Raw genomic sequence first — 18,888 nt, forward strand, 5'->3', positions numbered from 1 at the left:
GACTGTCCAGTCATACCTATCGGCACAGGGCAGGAAGAACTGAATAAAGATGTGCTGAGGGAGCGGCTCGATCGGGTGGATGGCGGACAAGATAGTGGAGGGCGCTGCCGCCCTCCACCGTCTCAGGAGGAAACTGTCATTGTCCCAGCGCGTGCTGCAGGTCCTGCTCCGGGGTGGAGATGGGACCCAGGTCGTAATTCTGCACCAGGAAGTCGAGCACCGCCGGCGAGACATAGGCGGGGAGTGAGGGGCCCAGACGGATTCCCTTGATGCCCAGGTGCAAAAGGGTGAGCAGGATCACGTGGGCCTTCTGCTCGTACCAGGAAAGGATCATGGACAGCGGCAGTTCGTTGACCTCGCATTGGAAGGCGTCCGCGAGGGCCACCGCGATGCGGATGGCGGAATAGGCGTCGTTGCACTGACCCACGTCGAGCAGGCGCGGGATGCCGCCGATGTCGCCGAACTCCATCCGGTTGAAGCGGTTCTTGCCGCAGGCGAGGGTCAGGATGACGCAGTCTTTCGGGACCTTTTCCGCCAGTTCCGTGAAGTAGTTGCGCCCGGCCTTGGCCCCGTCACAGCCGCCGATCAGGAAGAAGTGACGGACGTCGCCGTTTTTCACCGCGTCCACCACGGCGCCGGCCACCTTGAAGACCGCCTCGTGGCCGAAGCCGACCAGGATCTCCTGCCCCGGGTTCTCGGGGAGATCGGGCAGCGCGAGCGCCTTGTCGATCACCGGGGTGAAGTCGTACCCCTCCAGATGCGGGATGCCCGGCCAGGCCACCTCGCCCCAGGTGAAGAGGCGGTCGGTGTAGCTGGCCTCCGGCTTCTGGATGCAGTTCGTGTTGAAGATGATGGCCCCGTTGAAGCCGGGGAGCTCGCGGGCCTGGTTTTGCCAGGCGGTGCCGAAATGACCGGCGAAGTGGGGGTATTTCCTGAGGCCGGGGTAGCCGTTGGCGGGGAGCATCTCGCCGTGGGTGTAGACGTTGATCCCCTTGCCCGCGCTTTGCTTCAGGATCTCCTCCATCATGGGGAGGTCGTGGCCAGAGACCACGATCCCCTTGCCGCCACGGGTGCCGAGATTCACCTTCATCGGCTCGGGAGCCTGCAACAGCTCGGCGTGCCCGTCGTAGAGGAGTTCCATGGTGCGCAGGTTCCACTTGCCGCACTCAAGGGACAGGCCGACGAAGTCCTCGAGGCTTGCCTGCGGGTCGGTGGTCTTGGCCAGCGAGCGGTGGATGAACTCGTAGATGCCGTCATCCTCTTTCTCCATCTCGGCGGCGTGCCAGGCGAAGGCGCCCATGCCGAGCAGGCCGTAGATCAGGATCTCGATGGTGGAGAGTATGTTCGGGTCCTGGTGCCAGGTGCGGACTCCGTGCTGCCGCCCCTGGGCGATCAGCCCCTGGGTGTCTCCCGCCGGCTGCCAGTTGGCCGCCTCCTGGGTCAGCTGCGGTGCCTGCCCCCCCTGCTCATAGAGCGCCTTGGCCTTCTCCTTGATCCGGTAGCAGTTCTGCAGGCGCCGGGCGATGTCGTCCGGGTCGAAGTTGACGTTGGTGACCCGGGTGAAAAGGCCGTCCAGCATGAAGCGATCCACCTCTTCATCCTTGCGCCCCGCCTCGCGCGCCTTGCTCGCGTAAAGCGCGACCCCCTGCAGCCCGTGGATCATCAGGTCCAGAAGCGCCGACACCTCGGGGTTCTTGCCGCAGTTACCCATCACGTCGCAGCCTACCCCGCGCGCCGCCTGTTCGCATTGCCGACAAAACATTGCACTAGCCATTTATGCCTCCTTGAAAGGTTGGAATTTTCCAATCAGGAGAGTTTGTCAGATATAGAACAGTTTTCAACCTGCGGCGGCGTCGGCCGCTGTTACGGCATCATTTCAGCCGGACGCCGTCCAGCCTGAGCGTCCCCTTGGTCACCTTCAGCTTCCCGGTAATGGCGGCACTCCCCGCCTTGGTGTTATAGGCGCAGTCGTAGCCTCCTTCCAGGCGCACCACGATCTCCCGGTCGAAGTTGAGGTCGCCGCTGAAGGGAACTCCTTGGAGCTGGATGACGTCGTTATCGAGTGCCTGCAGGAAGGCGGTCTCGGGGTCGGCGAACAGCACCGACGGGGCCGACTGCACCCGCACCGGCGGGTTGGAGCAGGTAAGGACACTGATGTATCCGGCCTTGCTCTTGGTGACGTTGCCGGTCTGGTTGGTCGTAGTCAGGGACACCGTGTAGCTCCCCGGGGTGCCGTAGACATGGACGGGGTTCTTCGAGGTGGCGGTGCTCCCGTCGCCGAAATTCCACAGCCACGAGGTGGGGGCCCCGGTCGAGAGGTCGGAAAAGGTGACCGCCAGCGGAGCAGGCCCGGAGGTTGCGGAAGCGGTGAAATCGCTGCCGAGGGTCGCAGCCGGTATGGGAAGCCGGTAGGGGGCGTACCTGCGTTCCGCGGTGCCGTCCCCGAGGGAACCACGGGTGTTGTCGCCCCAGCCCCAGACGGTGCCGTCACCCTTGACGGCGTAGGAATGGGTGGGGCCGGCAGCGATACGCACCACCCCGGTCAGACCGGTTACCTGGACCGGTGTGTTGCGCTGGGCAGTGGTGGTGCCGTCGCCGATCTGGCCGAAGGGGTTGTACCCCCAGGCCCAGACCGTGCCGTCCGACTTGAGCGCCAGGGTGTGGTAATCCCCGGTCGCTATGGCAACGACTCCAGAAAGGGCGGTGACCTGCGCGGGCACCTTGCTGGTGGCTGTGGGGCCGGTACCGAGCCTTCCCAGGGAACCGTCGCCCCAGGTCCAGACGGTACCGTCGCTCTTGAGAGCCACCGCATGCGACGAACCAGCCGCGACCGCAACCACTCCGGTGAGCGAGTTAGTCTGCACCGGGTTCAACCTGGTGGTGAGGGTGTTGTCGCCAAGCTGGCCGGACGGGTTGAATCCCCACCCCCAGACCGTGCCGTCGCTTTTCAAAGCAAGGGTGTACCCTGCCCCAGTAGAAGCAGCGACCACCCCCGCGATGCCTGCTTGAACCGGCGTCAGTCGCTGGGTGGTGGTGCCGTCACCCAGGGCGCCATTGGCATTGGCTCCCCAGCCCCAGACCGTGCCGTCGCTCTTCACCGCAACGCTGTGCGAGGAGCCCGCGGCAATGCCGACCATGCCCGCCAAGCCCGACACCTGATGCGGAACAGGTTGGTTAACGATGGTACCATCGCCCAGTTGCCCGGAACCGTTCTTGCCCCAGCCCCAGACGGTGCCGTCCTCTTTCAGGACCAGTGTGTGCGAGTAGGCAGCAACGGCTATGCCCCCGGCCAGCACCGGGTTGGCGGTCGCCGCAAGACGGTACCCCGAGGTGCCGTCGCCCAGGGCGCCGTCCACGTTCTCGCCCCAGGTGGAGAGTGTCCCGTCCGCCCTGAGCACGGCGCCGAACCACTCCCCGCTGGCGATGAGCGGCAAGTCCGGCCCCGCAGGCTGGAATTTAGCGAACACCAACCGCTCCGTGATCATGGACAGTGTGCACGCCGCCACCCCGCTGCAGGCCCCGCCCCATCCAACAAACACCGAGCCTACTGCGGGGATAGCGGTCAGGATCACCTCCGCACCGAAGTCATAAATCTGGGAACAACTGCCCGTGCAGGGGATGCCTGGCGAAAACTGGACAGTTCCCGAACCCGGTCCCGGGGAGCGCTTGACGGTGAGGGTGGTGGTCAATTTCTTGAATCCAGCGCCCACTTCCTTGGTGCCGTCCATAGTCACCGTGCAGGCACCGGTACCGGAGCAGGCGCCGCCCCAGCCGGTGAAAAGGGAGTCACCCCCCGTTGTGGCGCTCATGGTGACCAGAGTGCCCGGCTCGAAGGAAAGGCTGCACGGACCGGAACAGCTCGCGCCGTTGGAGAAGTCGACCCTGCCGGTCCCGTTGTCGGTGTAGGTGAGTTCCAGGGGCTCGTGGACCCGCAGCACCGTGTCGGCGAGGTTCTGGGCACCCGCCGCGTCCCCCAGCTGCAGGGCGAAGGTGAAGGTCCCGCTGGCAGTCGGGGTGCCGGAGATGACCTGAGTCACCGGGTCGATGACAAGCCCGGAGGGGAGTGCCCCGACCGCGACGGAAACGGTGTAGGGGGCGCTGCCCCCCTTGAATGTCAGTGCGTGGCGGTACGGCTTCCCCTTCACCGCCACCGGGAGCGGCTCAGCGAACAACGGCTCGATATAGACGCTGGTCAGCATGCCGCCGTCGTAGGGGCGGGTTACGTAGAAGGCGTCGTTGCGGTCCAGTGCCAGGGCGATCGACGCGTAATCCTTGGCGTCCCCCTGGATCCGCTTGGTCCAGAGGATGGTGCCGTTGGCGTCCAGCTTGGCAAGGGCGTAGGCCGTGCCGAAGCCGTCGAAGAAACGGCCGGCCGCATAGACCTGCCCCTTCTTGCCCACGGCAAGGCTCGTGACATGCAGTTCTTGTCCGTTCACCCCGTCCACCGGCACAGCCTTGCTCCAGAGCTGGGCGCCGTCGCCGTTGTACTTCACCACCCAGAAATAGTCCCCCGCCACGTACACCGAGCCGTCGGCGCCGACAGTGACCGCGTATGCGGTCTGGTCGTCGTAGTTTCTGACCCAGAGCAGCACGCCCTCGGGGCTGTACTTCAAGGTCTCATATTGGTAACTGTACCAGCCGTCGGCTCCCACCACCCCTTTATGTCCGGTCAGGTAGACGTTGCCGGTTCCGTCGAGGGCAACGGAGAAGATGCGGTCCACTTCGGCAGAGTCGTAGCTTCTGGTCCAGAGTTCGTTGCCGGCGGCGTCGTACTTGACCAGCAGGGTATCGTGTCGCCAGGGATAGTCGTAGGTGGTGTACCCGGCGACGTAGACATTGCCGAGGGCATCGACTGCCACCCCCTGGGCGGAGTCTATGGTTCCGTTGTCGAAACTACGGCTCCAGATTTCGTTCCCCTGCTGGTCGTACTTCACCGTGGTGCAGGCGAGGTGCGTGATGCCGAGAGGGATATCGAAGGGGTCGGAAACGCCGCCGGTTACGTAGAGGTTCCCGCTGCCATCAAGGGCAACCCCAGTGGCCCGTTCGTTGATGCCGCTATCGTAGCTCCTGCTCCAAAGCAGCGCCCCGGATGGGCTGTACTTCAGTGTCAGGTAATCATCCTGTGCGCCGGTTTGGAGGAATCCGGTGAGGTAGGTGTTGCCCGCCCCGTCGACGGCAATATCCCTGGGAATGCTGAGGGTGGCGGCGCGGTAGCTCATGGAGCGCTCTTCGACCACCAGGCCGTCCGACATCTGGACTAAATACTGCTTGGTTCCGCTGCGTCCCATGGCGTCGGTGACGGTGACGGTAAACGGGAACATGCCGCTGCGCCGGGGTAAACCGGACACCTCGCCTGTGGCACTGTTCAGGGTCAGGCCGTCCGGAAGCGTCCCCGACTGCACCACCCACGTGTAGGGGGCGACGCCGCTGGTGGCCTCCAGGTAGTGCCGGTAATCGTGGTCCAGGTTCCCATCCGGGAGGTAGCCGTTGATGGACAGGGAGGGCACATAGACCATCCCGGCGGGCGAGGAGAACTTCAGGACCTGCACCGGGGTCGGCACGAGATAGGACGGCACCGTCCAGGATGCGGAGAAGATGCCGTCGCCGGCAGCCTGGTCGGGAAAGACGCCGTCGTCCTGGAGGGTGATGGTCTCCCCCGCGGAGGTGGTCACGGTCACGGGGCCGGCGGGATTGCCGCAGTTTATACTCTGCGCGGCTAGCGTGAAGGTGCCGGAGCTCACCGGGAACTGTGCCGGATATTGGACTGGGACCAGCAACGGCTTGTCGCTGCAACTCAGGGAGCCAAGAGCGTTGATGCGCCGCCCGGTAAGAGTCTTATCCGCCAGCCCCGGCACCGGGTCGCCGCCGGCCAGGATGAGGTTGCGGATGGTACGCCAGTCCCGGGCCGGCTGCTGTGCCTTCAGCAGGGCGGCAAGCCCCGCCACGTGGGGCGCCGCCATGGACGTGCCGGAGAGGTTGCCGTAGCCGCCGGTGAGGCTCCAGGTGTTGACGGCGGGAAGCGTGCTTAGGATGTCCGTACCCGGCGCCCCCACGTGGACGTTGCGGAGTCCGTAGTTGGAGAAGTAGGACTTGTTGTCGTTGAGATCGGTAGCAGCCACGGTGATGACATTGGGGAGTTCGAAGGCGGCCGGATAGAAGAGGAGGCTTTCGTTGTCGGAGCCGTTATTGCCGGCGGCAGCGATGAAAAGAATGTCCCGCTGGGCGTCGATGGCGTCGTAGAGGGCCTGGGAGAAACCGCCCCCCCCCCAGCTGTTGTTGGTGGCCACGATGTTGGCGCCGGCATCCTTGAGCCCCTTGATGTGCTCCAGGCATTGCACCGCGGCGGCGGTGTCGCCGGACCCGTTAGCGCCTATGAATTTGCAGGCGGTGAGCTTGACGTTCCAGTTGACGCCGGCCACGCCGATACCGTTGCTGCCGCGGGCTCCGATGATGCCCGCAACATGGGTGCCGTGGCCGTGATCGTCGAAAGGATCCAGGTCCTGGTTGGCGGTATCCAGCCCGCCGCCGGTCCAGACGTTGGCCGAGAGATCGGGGTGGGTGTAATCGATGCCGGTATCGATGATGGCCACCACCACCTCGTTGCTTCCGGTGGAGAGGTCCCAGGCCGCGGTCGCCTTGATGTCGGCACCGGAAGTCCCCCCCGTCTGCCCCGAGTTGCGCAGCGCCCACTGGTCGTTGAACATGGCGTCGTCCGGCTGACGCATGGTCTCGTACAGGAAGTTCGGCTCCGCGTATTCCACCTCCGGCTCGGCCCGGTAGCTCTGCAACGCCTCCTCGACCGTCACCCCTTTTTTCAGCTTGACGTGGTGCAGACGCAGCCGGGAAAACTCCCTGATGACGGCCCCACCCCGCCTGGCGTGCACGTTCTTGCTGTTTTGCACCGGGGTTCCGGCCTTGAACTTGACCAGCAACTCGTCGCTTTTATATTTGGGGGCAGCCTTCGGGGGGCGTGAGGAATCCGCGAGGGAAGAACGGCCGTTGTGCAGGGACGGAGGTGTGGTCTTGCTGTCAAAGGCTGCATGGGCGAAGGTAGAGTTGAGAACGATGCTGAGCAGCAGCAGGTTCTTCAGCGTGAAGATCCGTCGCATATCGGCCTCCTGATTTACGGCAAAGCCGCAGGATGAACATCACATGACAATACACTGGAGGCAAAGAGTAGTAGATGCAGCGCGGCAAGTCAAAAAAAATTTAATGTGTCAGGGCACTTTACTCGAATCTAACCGCAGGCTGCGTTTTTCCTGATGCCGCCCAGCCGTCACAGAGCAATCACAGTACCGTCGACTCTGTCACCGGTCGTGGTTTGGGTACCTCCGCCTTTGTTTTCTCAGATTTTCTCAGATTTTCTCCGTGGCCAATGGTTTGGCGCCGCCCAACGTTCCTGTTCATTTGCTATTCGTCGCGGTGCGGGTATGTTTTTCGGGGCAGAATCTGCAGATGCCGAAGGCGGGTTCACTCCCACCACCGCCCCGAAAGGAGGTATCCCATGCCTGGCAAGCCGTTGCTGATCGCACTCCTCACCTGTTCTCTCGCGCACCCCGCGCACGCGCTCATCGGCGTAAACCTGTGCGGCCCCGGCACCTCCCCACCCCAAGGGCTGCGCTGCGGCCACGAACAGCTCCTTTTGGGCTACCGCGACGCGGCCGGCGCCTGTTTCTGGGTCTGCTGCCCTCCTAACAGTGACGGCGAGACCTACGACTGTTCCGGGGATGCTACGCCCTCGCAGTTCAAGCTGGACCTGCGCATTGTCTCCCCGAGACCCTGGAGGGGTATCTTCATCCCCGGCCCCGCTTTCGAAATCCCCGACACCGCCCATTGACGCCTGGCGACCGGAGCCAAGTACCACCTGCTGACGCTTCTCATTATCACAAATATAGGTACTATATTTCAGAAGTGGATACATGATAAAATCAGTTTGTAGTAGGGGAATCACCTCAACTACAGCGGTTATAAAACTGGTTTAAAGAAGGAGACTAGCCATGAGATCCAGCTCAAGAGATACATCAAAAGGCGTACTCCACGAAGCAAAAGGCAAAATAAAAGAAACTACCGGTAAAGTATTTGGGAATGTTTCATTGGAAAATGAAGGCAAGGCCGAAAAGATAGCCGGCAAAGTGCAGAAAAATGTAGGCAAGGCAGAAAAAAATATCGAGGATGACCTCGACGAGGACACCAGCCGCCACGGCAGATACTAATCCGGACGGCTGATCGGTATGACCAGAAGGGGACGGCGTTAACGCCGTCCCTTTTTGTTTAAGGGGGATAGGTTTCTATGCGGCGCACTCACTCCGACAGAGGAGTTCCGCAATAGGGGCAGACTCGACAGGAGGGGTCCAGGTAGCGTCCGCAGGGGGGGAAAGGACATTGCTTGGGCTGCTTCCTTGGTGGCGGCACCGGCTGAAATTCGTCGGTGTCCTGCAAGGGGGTGCTGGCAACCGGATCGCTTTCAGCGGCCTCCTTGAGAGGCAGGCACTCCAGGGCTTCCTCCATCTGGAGGCGGCGTTTTTCCACCTTCTTCGCTTTTTTCAACTTACCGTTTTTCGACATGGCTGCAGATTCCGGACAGAAAAAGGGGTTACCTGGCTGGGTAACCCCTTTGACAAATATGTTGCGGGGACAGGATACGGGTGGCCTTTCATGCGGCGACGACATCGGTTCAGGCCGATCAGATGTGGGCCAGCTATAGCATATATCAATCCCCGACGCAAGCCTTGGCCACGGCTCCCTGCCTCCCGTACAACACTCCTGCTTTACTCCAAAGTCATAGGACGGTGCGCAATGACTGGTACCAAAATTCCTCACTAGTAAAATACTGTTAAAGCCTGTTATTATATTGGCAGTTGTTTATTCATTACGGTTACTCTTGCAATAATACACTTGGCAGACATCGCCTCTGACAGCTAAACTCAATGGCGTCTGCCCCACCTACCGCTTCGGGGGTAATCTTGCTTCAAAGCGCACCCTATACCCGCCAGCGGTTCCTGCCGCTTCTGGGCCTCGTGATCCTGGGCCTTGCCGGCAACTACTTCAAGTTCACCATCTTCCTGAACATCGACTTCCTTTTCGGCAGCATCTTCGCCATGCTGGCCTTGCAGATCCTCGGCCGCGGCCCCGGCCTTCTCGCGGCACTGGTCATAGGGAGCTACACGTATTTCCTGTGGAACCATCCCTACGCCACCATCATCCTCGTCGCCGAAACAGGCCTGGTGGCCTTCCTGATGCAGCGGCGCCGTCTGGGCCTGGTCGCCGCCGACGCGTTGTACTGGACCGTGATCGGCATGCCCCTGGTCTTTTTGTTCTACCACGTGGTGATGCAGGTCCCCTTGAGCAACACCTACATCGTGATGACCAAGCAGGCGGTTAACGGCATTGCCAACGCCATCATCGCCCGGCTCATCTTCACCGGATTCGCCCTCAGGTCCAAGTCCGTGCGCATCTCCTTCGGAGAGGTGATCACCACCCTGCTGGCCTGCTTCGTCCTGGTCCCGTCCCTGGTGCTCTTGGCCATCGGCTGCCGCACAGAATTCACAGAAACGGACCGGATGATCCGGCAGGGACTGCTGCAGGACATCGGTCGCGAATCAAAGCGGCTGGAGACCTGGTTGGAGAACCAGAAGACTCCGGTGGTGCGCTTGGCGCAATTAGCGGCCTCTTCCCCACCACGGCAGGTGCAGCCTTTCGTGGAGCAGACGGTGAAAACCAACCTCAACCTCACGCGCGCCGGCCTCCTGGACCGGGATGCGACCACCACCGCTTACTGGCCACTCTTCGATGACTTGGGCCAACCCTGTATCGGCAAGAACTTCGCTGACCGCCCCTTCATCCCCCAAATGGAGCGGACCTTGAAGCCGATGCTCTCCGAGGTGGTGATGGCGCGCATCGGGACACCGCACCCGATCGTCTCGGTGCTCGCCCCGGTGGTCGTGGGGGGAAACTACAACGGCTACGCCATCGGCATCCTGAGCCTGCAGCAGGTCAAGGACCAACTGGACAAGCTGTCGAGTCACAGCGAGATGCTGTACACGCTGCTGGACAGAAACGGCAAGGTCATCATGAGCAACAGGCCGGGCCAGAAGGTCATGACCCCTTTGCACAGGGGTAAGGGGAGCCTGAGTCAGATCGATGGGGGGATCTCACAGTGGGTTCCCGTGGCGGCGCGCAACGTCCCGGTATCGGAACGGTGGAAGAAGTCGTACTACGTGGCAGAGGCGACCGTGGGCATTTCCGCCGAGTGGAAGCTGATCCTGGAACAGCCGGTGGCCCCGTTCCAAAAGCGGCTCAACGACAGCTACACCGGCAAGCTCACCGTACTCTTCGTGATCCTGCTCCTGTCGCTGGCGCTCGCCGACCTGCTCAGCCGTCGCCTGATGGGAACCTTCGAAAACCTGCGCAGGATCACCAGCGATGTCCCGGCCACGCTGGCATCGGGCGGAAGCGTGACCTGGCCCGAGAGCGCCGTTACCGAGACCAGCGATCTCATTGCCAACTTCAAGGAGATGAGTGGCAGCATCGAGCAGTACCTGGCCGAACTGAAGCAGTTGAACGACTCCCTGGAGCAGCGGGTCGAGGAGCGCACCCGCCAGGTGGAACGACTCGCCAGCGAGCAACGCACCATCCTCAGCACCATGCCCCTGGGCGCCTGCCTGCTCATTGACCGGAAAATTCACAGGACCAATCCCGCCTTCGACCGGATCACGGGGTATGGTTCTGGGGAAACGTTGGGCCGGGACACCTCGATGCTGTACCCGGACGCCGGGTGGTACCAGCGGGTCGGAGACTTGGGGTACCTGGCGCTGGACAATGGGGAGATCTACTGCTCGGATGTCCAGATGAGGCGCAAGGACGGGTCCCTGACCTGGTGCAACCTCATGGGGCAGATGGTGAATCCCGGTGCACCTGAGGACGGCTCGATCTGGATCATCCAGGACATCACGGAACGAAAGGCGATGGAATCGCAACTGCGCAGCAGTGAAAGCCACTACCGCCTGCTTACCGAGGATGTCGCCGACGTGGTCTGGAAGCTGGACGGGGAGTTCCGTTTTACCTACATCAGTCCCGCCGACGAAAAGCTGCGCGGATTCCCGGCTGCGGAGATCCTCGGTCACACCATTTTCGAGCAGACGACCGAGGCTTGGCATGACGCCATTTCGGCGGCCATGGCGTCGCACCGCGCCGGTCAGCCCCCCTCCACCTCGCTCGAAATCCAGCAGCGCTGCAAGGACGGGTCCCTGATCTGGACCGAGGTTTCCATAACCCCGGAGCGGGAGGCCAACGACGAGGTGACCGGCTATCACGGCATCACCCGGGACATCACCCAGAGAAAACAGGCGGCCGAACTGGAGCAGCAGCTACTGCACGCGCAGAAGCTGGAAAGCCTGGGAGTACTGGCAGGCGGCATCGCCCACGACTTCAACAACATCCTCATGGCCATCGTGGGCAACGCCGACCTCGCCCTGATGCGCATGCCTCCAGGGGCCCCCGCGGCGGACAACCTGCACCGGATTCAACAGGCGTCGGCCCGGGCGACCGAGCTTACCAAGCAGATGCTCGCCTACTCCGGCAAGGGTAAGTTCGTCATCGAGACGGTGGACCTGAACAGCCTGCTCGAGGACCTGGTGCACCTGCTGGAGGTCTCCATCTCCAAGAAGGCCACGCTCCGGTACGACCTGCATCGGCCGCTCCCGCCGGTCGACGCCGACCCGACCCAATTGCGGCAGATCGTCATGAACCTGGTCATCAACGCCTCGGAGGCGATAGGGGACAAAACGGGAGAGATCGTCGTCACCACCGGCAGCATAGTCTACGGCCGCCACTATCTCCAGGAGTCCTGGCAGGAGGTGGACCTCCCAGAGGGGCTTTACATCTATCTCATGGTCACCGACACCGGATGCGGCATGGACAAGGTGACCATGGCCAGGCTCTTCGACCCCTTCTTCACCACAAAGTTCACAGGCCGCGGTCTGGGCATGGCGGCGGTACAGGGAATCGTGAAGGGACACAAGGGGACCATCAGCATCACCAGCGAGCCGGGCAAGGGGACTACCTTCAAGGTCTTTTTACCCGCGGGGGTCTCTCAGGCTGTGACGGCAGGAACCGAGGGCGAGGCAGCGGGCGCGGAGGAGTGGCACAGTAGCGGAAACGTGCTGCTGGTCGACGACGAGGAGACGGTACGCAGTATCGGGGCCGAGATGCTGAAGCACCTGGGGTTCACGCCCGTGCTGGCAAAGGATGGCGCGGAGGCGCTGGCGGTGTTCAGGGAGACTCCGGAGGTAAGGCTGGTTATCCTGGATCTGACCATGCCCAGGATGGACGGCAGGCAATGCTTTCGCGAACTGCGCAGGATCGATTCCAGCGTAACCGTGGTCGTTTCCAGCGGCTACAACGAGCAGGAGGTCGCCGAGGAATTCCGCGACACGCCTCCCAGCGGCTTCATTCAAAAACCCTATCACCTGGCCCCGCTAAAAGAGATCATCAAGAAGGCCCTGCGACACTAAGGCACGAGGCACCGGGCCCGAGCAGGACCGACAGGCGCGTGGCACCAGTGCCGGCGCCTACAGCTTGAACTGGCGCACCAGCCGCTCCAACTCTTCCGACTGCAGCGCCAGCGTGGTGGCCGCCGCGGCGGTGTCGTTCACCCCTCGCGCCGTCTGCTGCACCACGTCGGTGATCTTCTGGATGCTACGGGTGATCTCGTCGGTGGTGGAGGTCTGCTGCTGGGCCGCCGCGGTGATCTGCCCGATCTGGCCGTTCACCTCGCCCACCTGGGCCAGGATCTCCTCCAGCGCCTGCCCCGAGCGCGCGGAGTACTCGGCCCCCTTGCCGACCTCGGCCACCCCTTCCTCTATGGCCGCGATCGCCCCGCGGGTCCCCCCCTGGATCGCCTTGATCATCTCCCCGATCTCACGGGTGGCGCTGGTGGTCCGCTCCGCGAGCGCGCGCACCTCGTCGGCAACCACGGCGAACCCCCGGCCCTGCTCCCCGGCCCGGGCCGCCTCGATGGCGGCGTTGAGCGCCAGCAGGTTGGTCTGGTCGGCGATGTCCTGGATGGTGCCGATGATCTGGTCGATCTGGTCCGAGCGGGCGCCCAGTTCCTCCACGGTGGTGGCGGCACCCTGCACCCGGTTCGCGATCCGCTCCATGCCCAGCGTGGTCTCGCGCACCACGTCGGCTCCGAGGCCGGCGGTCTGGCTGGCGCGCTTGGAGTTGTCGGCGGCGCTCATGCAGTTGCGCGCGATGTCGCCGGAGGTCGCCGCCATCTCTTCGCTGGCGACGGCCACGGCGTTGGTCTGCGCGGCGGCGTCGTCGGTACCGGCCGAGATACGCTCCGCGTTCTCCTGCAGTTGGTGCGAGGTGAGTGCCACCTGCTCCGAGTTCTGCTGAATCTGCCGGATGATGTCCCGCATGGTGGTTTGCAGCGCATCGATGGATCGGATGATGGTGCTGATCTCGTTGTTGCGCTTGGCGGCAATGGGCTGGGAGAGGTCGCCGTCGATCATGGTCTTCAGGATGTCGATGATGCGTCGCAGCGCGTCGTTGACCGACCAAAACAAGAGCGCACTGAAGAAGGCGCCCAGGACGAGGAAGACGCTGGTCGAGACCACCGAGAGCGACAGCGAGAAGGATCTGCCCGCCACCACGGCGAAGACGATGCAGAAGCTGTAACAGATGCACAGCAGGATGATCCGGGTCCGGATCCGGAGGTGGAGGTAGAGATCGAGTAAAAAGTTCATGACCGTCCCCAGCGTTATATTGCTTTCGGTGGCAGACAGGCATCCACGCCATCTGCTTCTGAAGTCCTTTTCGGAGCAGAACCACGATGCTTTAGCTGTTTATCCCGCTTTTTACCTTAAACCACTCTCACCCTGCTCAGTACCAAGGGACTGACACAGACGCCGTGATAACCTTTTCTCTTAAATGTTTCCTGAAAGATCCGATGAGACAATAAACCTACTCTCTCTGCCTGCGGGACACCATCCCTGGCGACAGAAAAGGAGCAGCACTCTTGGCAGCACTACGCTGACGGCTTATCTTCCGGCCCAACCTCATCCCCGACGGCCACCCCCCTTATGAGTACACAAGTGAGTAACAGTTGTAGTCACGTGTATGACAAAAGCGGCGCCAAACTGCAGAAAATTAAAACAATCCAACAGTAAAAACGCTTGTATTTGTGAGTCAATCGCCCCGGCAGAACGTATACGTTACACATGGCACGGTAACTGCTGATAAAGGTTGATCCATCGACCGAACTCTACCCACCGGCAAAGGTTGCATCAATGAAAACAATCGGATTACCCAAGAAGCAGGGGATGTACGATCCCCAGTTCGAGCACGACGCCTGCGGCGTCGGCTTCGTCACCAACATCAAGGGGAAGAAGTCCCACGAGATCGTCCAGCAGGCGATTACCGTCCTGGAAAACCTGGACCACCGCGGGGCCGTCGGCAGCGAGTACAACACCGGCGACGGCGCCGGCATCCTGATCCAGCTCCCCGACGCCTTCTTCCGCAAGGTCTGCCCCGAAGCCGGCATCGAGCTCCCCGCTCCCGGCGACTACGGCGTGGCCATGCTCTTCACCTCCCCGGAAGCCACCGAGCGCAGCGCCGCGAAGCACATCTTCCAGCGCATCATCGCCGAGGAAGGGGTCGAGGTGATCGGCTGGCGCGAAGTGCCGACCGACAACTCTTCCCTGGGTGACACCGCCAAGGCGGGCGAGCCGCTGGTGCGCCAGATCTTCTTCAAGCGCAATGCCGGCTGCCCGGACGAGGAGTCCTTCAACCGCAAACTCTACCTGGTAAACCAGCGGGCGATCCACGAGATCCGCGATCAGGAAGTCGATCCCTACTGGTACGTGGCGAGCATCTCGACCCGCACCATCGTCTACAAAGGGATGCTGATGCCGGCCCAGCTGGACCAGTACTACCCCGAGCTGCGCGACGAGGACGTCACCTCCGCCATCGCGGTGGTGCATTCCCGCTTTTCCACCAACACCTTCCCGAGCTGGGACCGCGCCCACCCCTACCACTACCTGGCGCACAACGGCGAGATCAACACCCTGCGCGGCAACGTGAACTGGATGCATGCGCGCCAGTCCATGTTCAACAGCGAACTGTTCGGCGACGACATCAAGAAGCTGCTGCCGGTGATCAACACCAACGGCTCCGACTCCGCGATGTTCGACAACTGCCTCGAGCTTCTCTTGATGACCGGCCGCTCCCTGCCGCACGCCGTCATGATGATGGTGCCGGAGCCGTGGGAAAACCACGAGACCATGAGCAAGGAGAAGCGTGCCTTCTACGAGTACCACTCCTGCCTGATGGAGCCGTGGGACGGCCCCGCCGCCCTCACCTTCACCGACGGCCGCATCATCGGCGCCGTCCTCGATAGAAACGGCCTGCGTCCCTGCCGCTACTACCTGACCGACGACGACCTGGTCATCATGGCTTCCGAGGCGGGCGTGCTGCAGATACCGCCCGAGAAGGTGATCAAGAAGGGGCGCCTCCAGCCGGGCAAGATGTTCCTGGTCGACACCGAGCAGGGGCGCATCATCTCAGACGAGGAGATCAAGAACGATCTGGCCACCGCCAAGCCGTACGCGGACTGGGTCAAGGTGAACCACCTCCCCCTTGCCGACCTTCCCAAGGCGAAGGGGCAGGCGGTCGAGGAATCCCCCCTGGTGCAGCGCCAGAAGGCCTTCGGCTACACCTTCGAGGACCAGGAGACCATCATCGGGCCGATGGCGACCTCCGGCATCCAGCCGCTGGGCTCCATGGGCACCGATACGCCGCTCGCGGTCCTCTCCGAGAAGCCGCAGCTCCTCTACAGCTACTTCAAGCAGCTCTTCGCCCAGGTGACCAACCCGCCCATCGACCCGATCCGCGAGGAGATCATCACCGCGACCGCGGTCAGGATCGGCTCCGAGTCCAACCTCCTGAAGCCGTCGTCGACCAGCGCCCGCGTCATCCGCCTGGAGCACCCGATCCTCAGCAACGAGGACCTCGGCAAGCTGCGCGAACTCGACCGCCCCGGCTTCAAGACCGCGACCCTGTCGCTGCTGTTCAAGGCGGCCGACGGCGCCGACGGCATGGAGAAGGCGCTGGAAAGCCTCTTCAACAGCGCGATCCGTCACATCGAGATGGGGACCACCGTCCTCATCCTCTCCGACCGCGGCGTGAACGAAGAGTACGCGGCCCTGCCGGCGCTTCTGGCCGTGGCGGGCCTGCACCACCACCTGATCCGCACCGCGACCAGGACCCACGCCTCCTTGATCCTGGAGTCGGCCGAGCCGCGCGAGGTGCATCACTTCGCGGTGCTTTTGGGCTACGGCGTCACCGCCATCAACCCCTACCTCGCCTTCGAGTCCATCGAGGACATGATCCAGCAGGGGATGCTCCCCGGGCTCGATTACAAAAAGGGGGTCAAGAACTTCGTCAAGGCCTCCATCAAGGGGATCGTCAAGACCATGGCCAAGATGGGTATCTCCACCATCCAGAGCTATCGCGGCGCGCAGATCTGCGAGGCGGTCGGCCTGCACCAGTCCGTGATCGAAAGATACTTCACCTGGACCCCGTCCAGGATCGGCGGCATCGATCTCGACGGCATCGCCCAGGAACTCCTGATCCGCCACAGAAAGGCCTATCCGAAGCGCGTGCCGGCCGATCCGACCCTCGACCCGGGCGGGCAGTACCAGTGGCGCAAGGAAGGTGAGGAGCACCTCTTCAACCCGCTCACCATCCAGTCGCTGCAGAAGGCCACCAGGACCAACGACTACCACGAGTTCAAGGTCTTCTCCAAGCTGATCGACGAGCAGAACGAGCGTCTCTACACGCTGCGCGGCCTTTTGGACTTCAACCGCGACATCCGCATCCCGGTCCCCATCGAGGAGGTCGAGTCGGTCGAAGATATCATGAAGCGCTTCAAGACCGGCGCCATGTCCTACGGCTCCATCAGCCAGGAGGCGCACGAGGCGCTGGCCATTGCGATGAACCGCATCGGCGGCCGCTCCAACACCGGCGAAGGTGGCGAGGACCCGTCACGCTTCACCTGGACCAACGAGCTGGGCGATTCCAAGAACAGCGCCATCAAGCAGGTTGCTTCCGGCCGCTTCGGCGTCACCAGCAACTACCTCACCAACGCGAGCGAGTTGCAGATCAAGATGGCGCAGGGCGCCAAGCCGGGCGAAGGTGGCGAGCTGCCGGGGCACAAGGTGTACCCGTGGGTTGCCAAGACCCGCCACACCACCCCGGGCGTCGGCCTCGTGTCGCCGCCGCCGCACCATGACATCTACTCCATCGAGGACCTGGCGGAGTTGATCCACGACCTGAAGAACGCCAACCGCCGCGCCCGGATCAGCGTCAAGCTCGTTTCCGAGGTCGGCGTCGGCACCATCGCGGCCGGCGTGGCCAAGGCCCATGCCGACGTCGTGCTCATCTCGGGCTACGACGGCGGCACCGGCGCCTCCCCGCTCTCCTCGATCAAGCACGCGGGTCTTCCCTGGGAGTTGGGCCTCGCCGAAACTCATCAGACCCTGATGCTCAATAACCTGAGGAGCAGGATCATCGTCGAGGTGGACGGCCAGCTGAAAACCGGCCGCGACGTTGCCATCGCCGCCCTTTTGGGCGCCGAGGAGTTCGGCTTCGCCACCGCGCCGCTGGTTACGCTGGGCTGCGTCATGATGCGCGTCTGCCACAGCAACACCTGCCCGGCCGGGGTCGCGACCCAGGATCCGGAATTGAGGAAGAACTTCTCCGGCAAGCCCGAGTACGTGGTCAACTACATGCGCTTCATCGCGCAGGAAGTGCGCGAGATCATGGCAGAACTCGGCTTCCGCACCTTCAACGAGATGGTCGGCCGCGCCAACCGCCTCGAGCCCAGGCGCGCCGTCGCCCACTGGAAGGCGCAGGGGCTCGACTTCAGTAACGTCCTGTACCAGCCGCAGACCGGCATCAAGGGCAGCCGCTACTGCACCGAGTCCCAAGACCACGGCCTTGAGAAGTCGCTCGACATGACGAGGCTTTTGGAGATCTGCCAGCCCGCCATCGAGAAAGGCGAGAAGGTGAGCGCGGAGCTTCCCATCACCAACATCGACCGCGTGGTCGGCACCATCGTCGGCAACGAGGTCACCCGCGCCCACGGCTCCGAGGGACTTCCCGACGACACCATCAGGCTCAAGTTCCGCGGCTCCGCGGGGCAGAGCTTCGGCGCCTTCGTCCCCAAAGGGATGACCCTGGAGTTGACCGGCGACGTGAACGACTACCTCGGCAAGGGCCTAAGCGGCGGCACCATCGTGGTCTATCCGCCGGACGGTTCCCCCTTCAAGGCCGAGGAGAACATCATCGCCGGCAACGTCGCCCTCTACGGCGCCACCAGTGGCACCGCCTACATCAGCGGCATGGCCGGTGAGCGCTTCGGCGTCCGTAACTCCGGCGTCAACGCGGTCGTCGAAGGAGTCGGCGATCACGGCTGCGAGTACATGACCGGAGGCACCGTCGTGGTACTGGGTGAAACCGGAAGGAACTTCGCCGCCGGCATGAGCGGCGGGGTCGCCTACGTCCTCGACAGCGCGGGGGACTTCAAGGAGCGCTGCAACGCCGAGATGGTGGCACTGGAACTCTTGGACGAGAAGGACCAGGACACCCTCAGGGAGATGATCGCGCAGCATGCCAGACGTACCGGCAGCGCCCGCGCCACGCGCATCCTGCACGACTGGAAGACTCACGTCCACAAGTTCGTCAAGGTGATGCCGATGGACTACAAGCGGGTACTCCAGGCCCTGGAACGCGCCAAGGCGGCCGGCCTGACCGGCGACGACGCGCTGGCTGCCGCCTTCGAAGAGAACGCGCACCAGGCAGCACACTAGAAAAGCAAATCGACCT

Annotated in this window: 8 protein-coding genes; 4 read left to right on the plus strand and 4 right to left on the minus strand. The window is 62.9% G+C overall.

The features are described 5' to 3' along the window. Positions 1 to 136: 136 nt before the first annotated feature. Entirely contained in the window at positions 137 to 1,774 is a 1,638-nt protein-coding gene (hcp, locus tag JFN90_RS20710) for a hydroxylamine reductase (protein ID WP_199397022.1), read from the minus strand. Positions 1,775 to 1,871: 97 nt separating this feature from the next. Beyond that, entirely contained in the window at positions 1,872 to 7,109 is a 5,238-nt protein-coding gene (locus JFN90_RS20715) for an RCC1 domain-containing protein (RefSeq protein ID WP_199397023.1), read from the minus strand. A 395-nt stretch (positions 7,110 to 7,504) separates the two neighbouring features. Between JFN90_RS20715 and JFN90_RS20720 the strand changes: the two genes are divergently transcribed. Then, on the plus strand, positions 7,505 to 7,837 hold the full coding sequence (locus JFN90_RS20720) for a hypothetical protein (RefSeq protein WP_199397024.1): 333 nt from the start codon (positions 7,505 to 7,507) through the stop codon (positions 7,835 to 7,837). A 160-nt stretch (positions 7,838 to 7,997) separates the two neighbouring features. Next, complete coding sequence (locus JFN90_RS20725; protein ID WP_199397025.1) at positions 7,998 to 8,213, plus strand: CsbD family protein; 216 nt, start codon at positions 7,998 to 8,000, stop codon at positions 8,211 to 8,213. 88 nt (positions 8,214 to 8,301) lie between these two features. Here JFN90_RS20725 and JFN90_RS20730 read toward each other — a convergent pair whose 3' ends face one another. Continuing rightward, positions 8,302 to 8,565 carry a hypothetical protein gene (locus JFN90_RS20730; protein WP_199397026.1) on the minus strand — a complete coding sequence of 88 codons (264 nt, stop codon included), beginning with the start codon at positions 8,563 to 8,565 and terminating at the stop codon, positions 8,302 to 8,304. Positions 8,566 to 8,963: 398 nt separating this feature from the next. Here JFN90_RS20730 and JFN90_RS22315 point away from each other — a divergent pair, with 398 nt between their 5' ends. Continuing rightward, a complete protein-coding gene (locus JFN90_RS22315) occupies positions 8,964 to 12,512 on the plus strand; it encodes a PAS domain S-box protein (RefSeq protein WP_236019099.1) in 3,549 nt (1,182 codons plus the stop codon). A gap of 57 nt (positions 12,513 to 12,569) precedes the next feature. Here JFN90_RS22315 and JFN90_RS20740 read toward each other — a convergent pair whose 3' ends face one another. Next, positions 12,570 to 13,748, minus strand: coding sequence for a methyl-accepting chemotaxis protein (locus JFN90_RS20740; RefSeq protein WP_199397027.1), 1,179 nt, complete (start codon positions 13,746 to 13,748; stop codon positions 12,570 to 12,572). Positions 13,749 to 14,291: 543 nt separating this feature from the next. Here JFN90_RS20740 and gltB point away from each other — a divergent pair. Beyond that, complete coding sequence (gene gltB, locus JFN90_RS20745) at positions 14,292 to 18,872, plus strand: glutamate synthase large subunit (protein ID WP_199397028.1); 4,581 nt, start codon at positions 14,292 to 14,294, stop codon at positions 18,870 to 18,872. Positions 18,873 to 18,888: the final 16 nt, after the last annotated feature.

Source organism: Geomonas propionica (assembly GCF_016458235.1).
Classification (GTDB): Bacteria; Desulfobacterota; Desulfuromonadia; order Geobacterales; family Geobacteraceae; genus Geomonas; species Geomonas propionica.

Bases quoted from the DNA above. Each gene is read 5' to 3' on its own strand.
- hcp (WP_199397022.1), bottom strand. From the start codon at position 1,774: ATGGCTAGTGCAATGTTTTGTCGGCAATGCGAACAGGCGGCGCGCGGG.
- JFN90_RS20715 (WP_199397023.1), bottom strand. From the start codon at position 7,109: ATGCGACGGATCTTCACGCTGAAGAACCTGCTGCTGCTCAGCATCGTT.
- JFN90_RS20720 (WP_199397024.1), top strand. From the start codon at position 7,505: ATGCCTGGCAAGCCGTTGCTGATCGCACTCCTCACCTGTTCTCTCGCG.
- JFN90_RS20725 (WP_199397025.1), top strand. From the start codon at position 7,998: ATGAGATCCAGCTCAAGAGATACATCAAAAGGCGTACTCCACGAAGCA.
- JFN90_RS20730 (WP_199397026.1), bottom strand. From the start codon at position 8,565: ATGTCGAAAAACGGTAAGTTGAAAAAAGCGAAGAAGGTGGAAAAACGC.
- JFN90_RS20740 (WP_199397027.1), bottom strand. From the start codon at position 13,748: ATGAACTTTTTACTCGATCTCTACCTCCACCTCCGGATCCGGACCCGG.
- gltB (WP_199397028.1), top strand. From the start codon at position 14,292: ATGAAAACAATCGGATTACCCAAGAAGCAGGGGATGTACGATCCCCAG.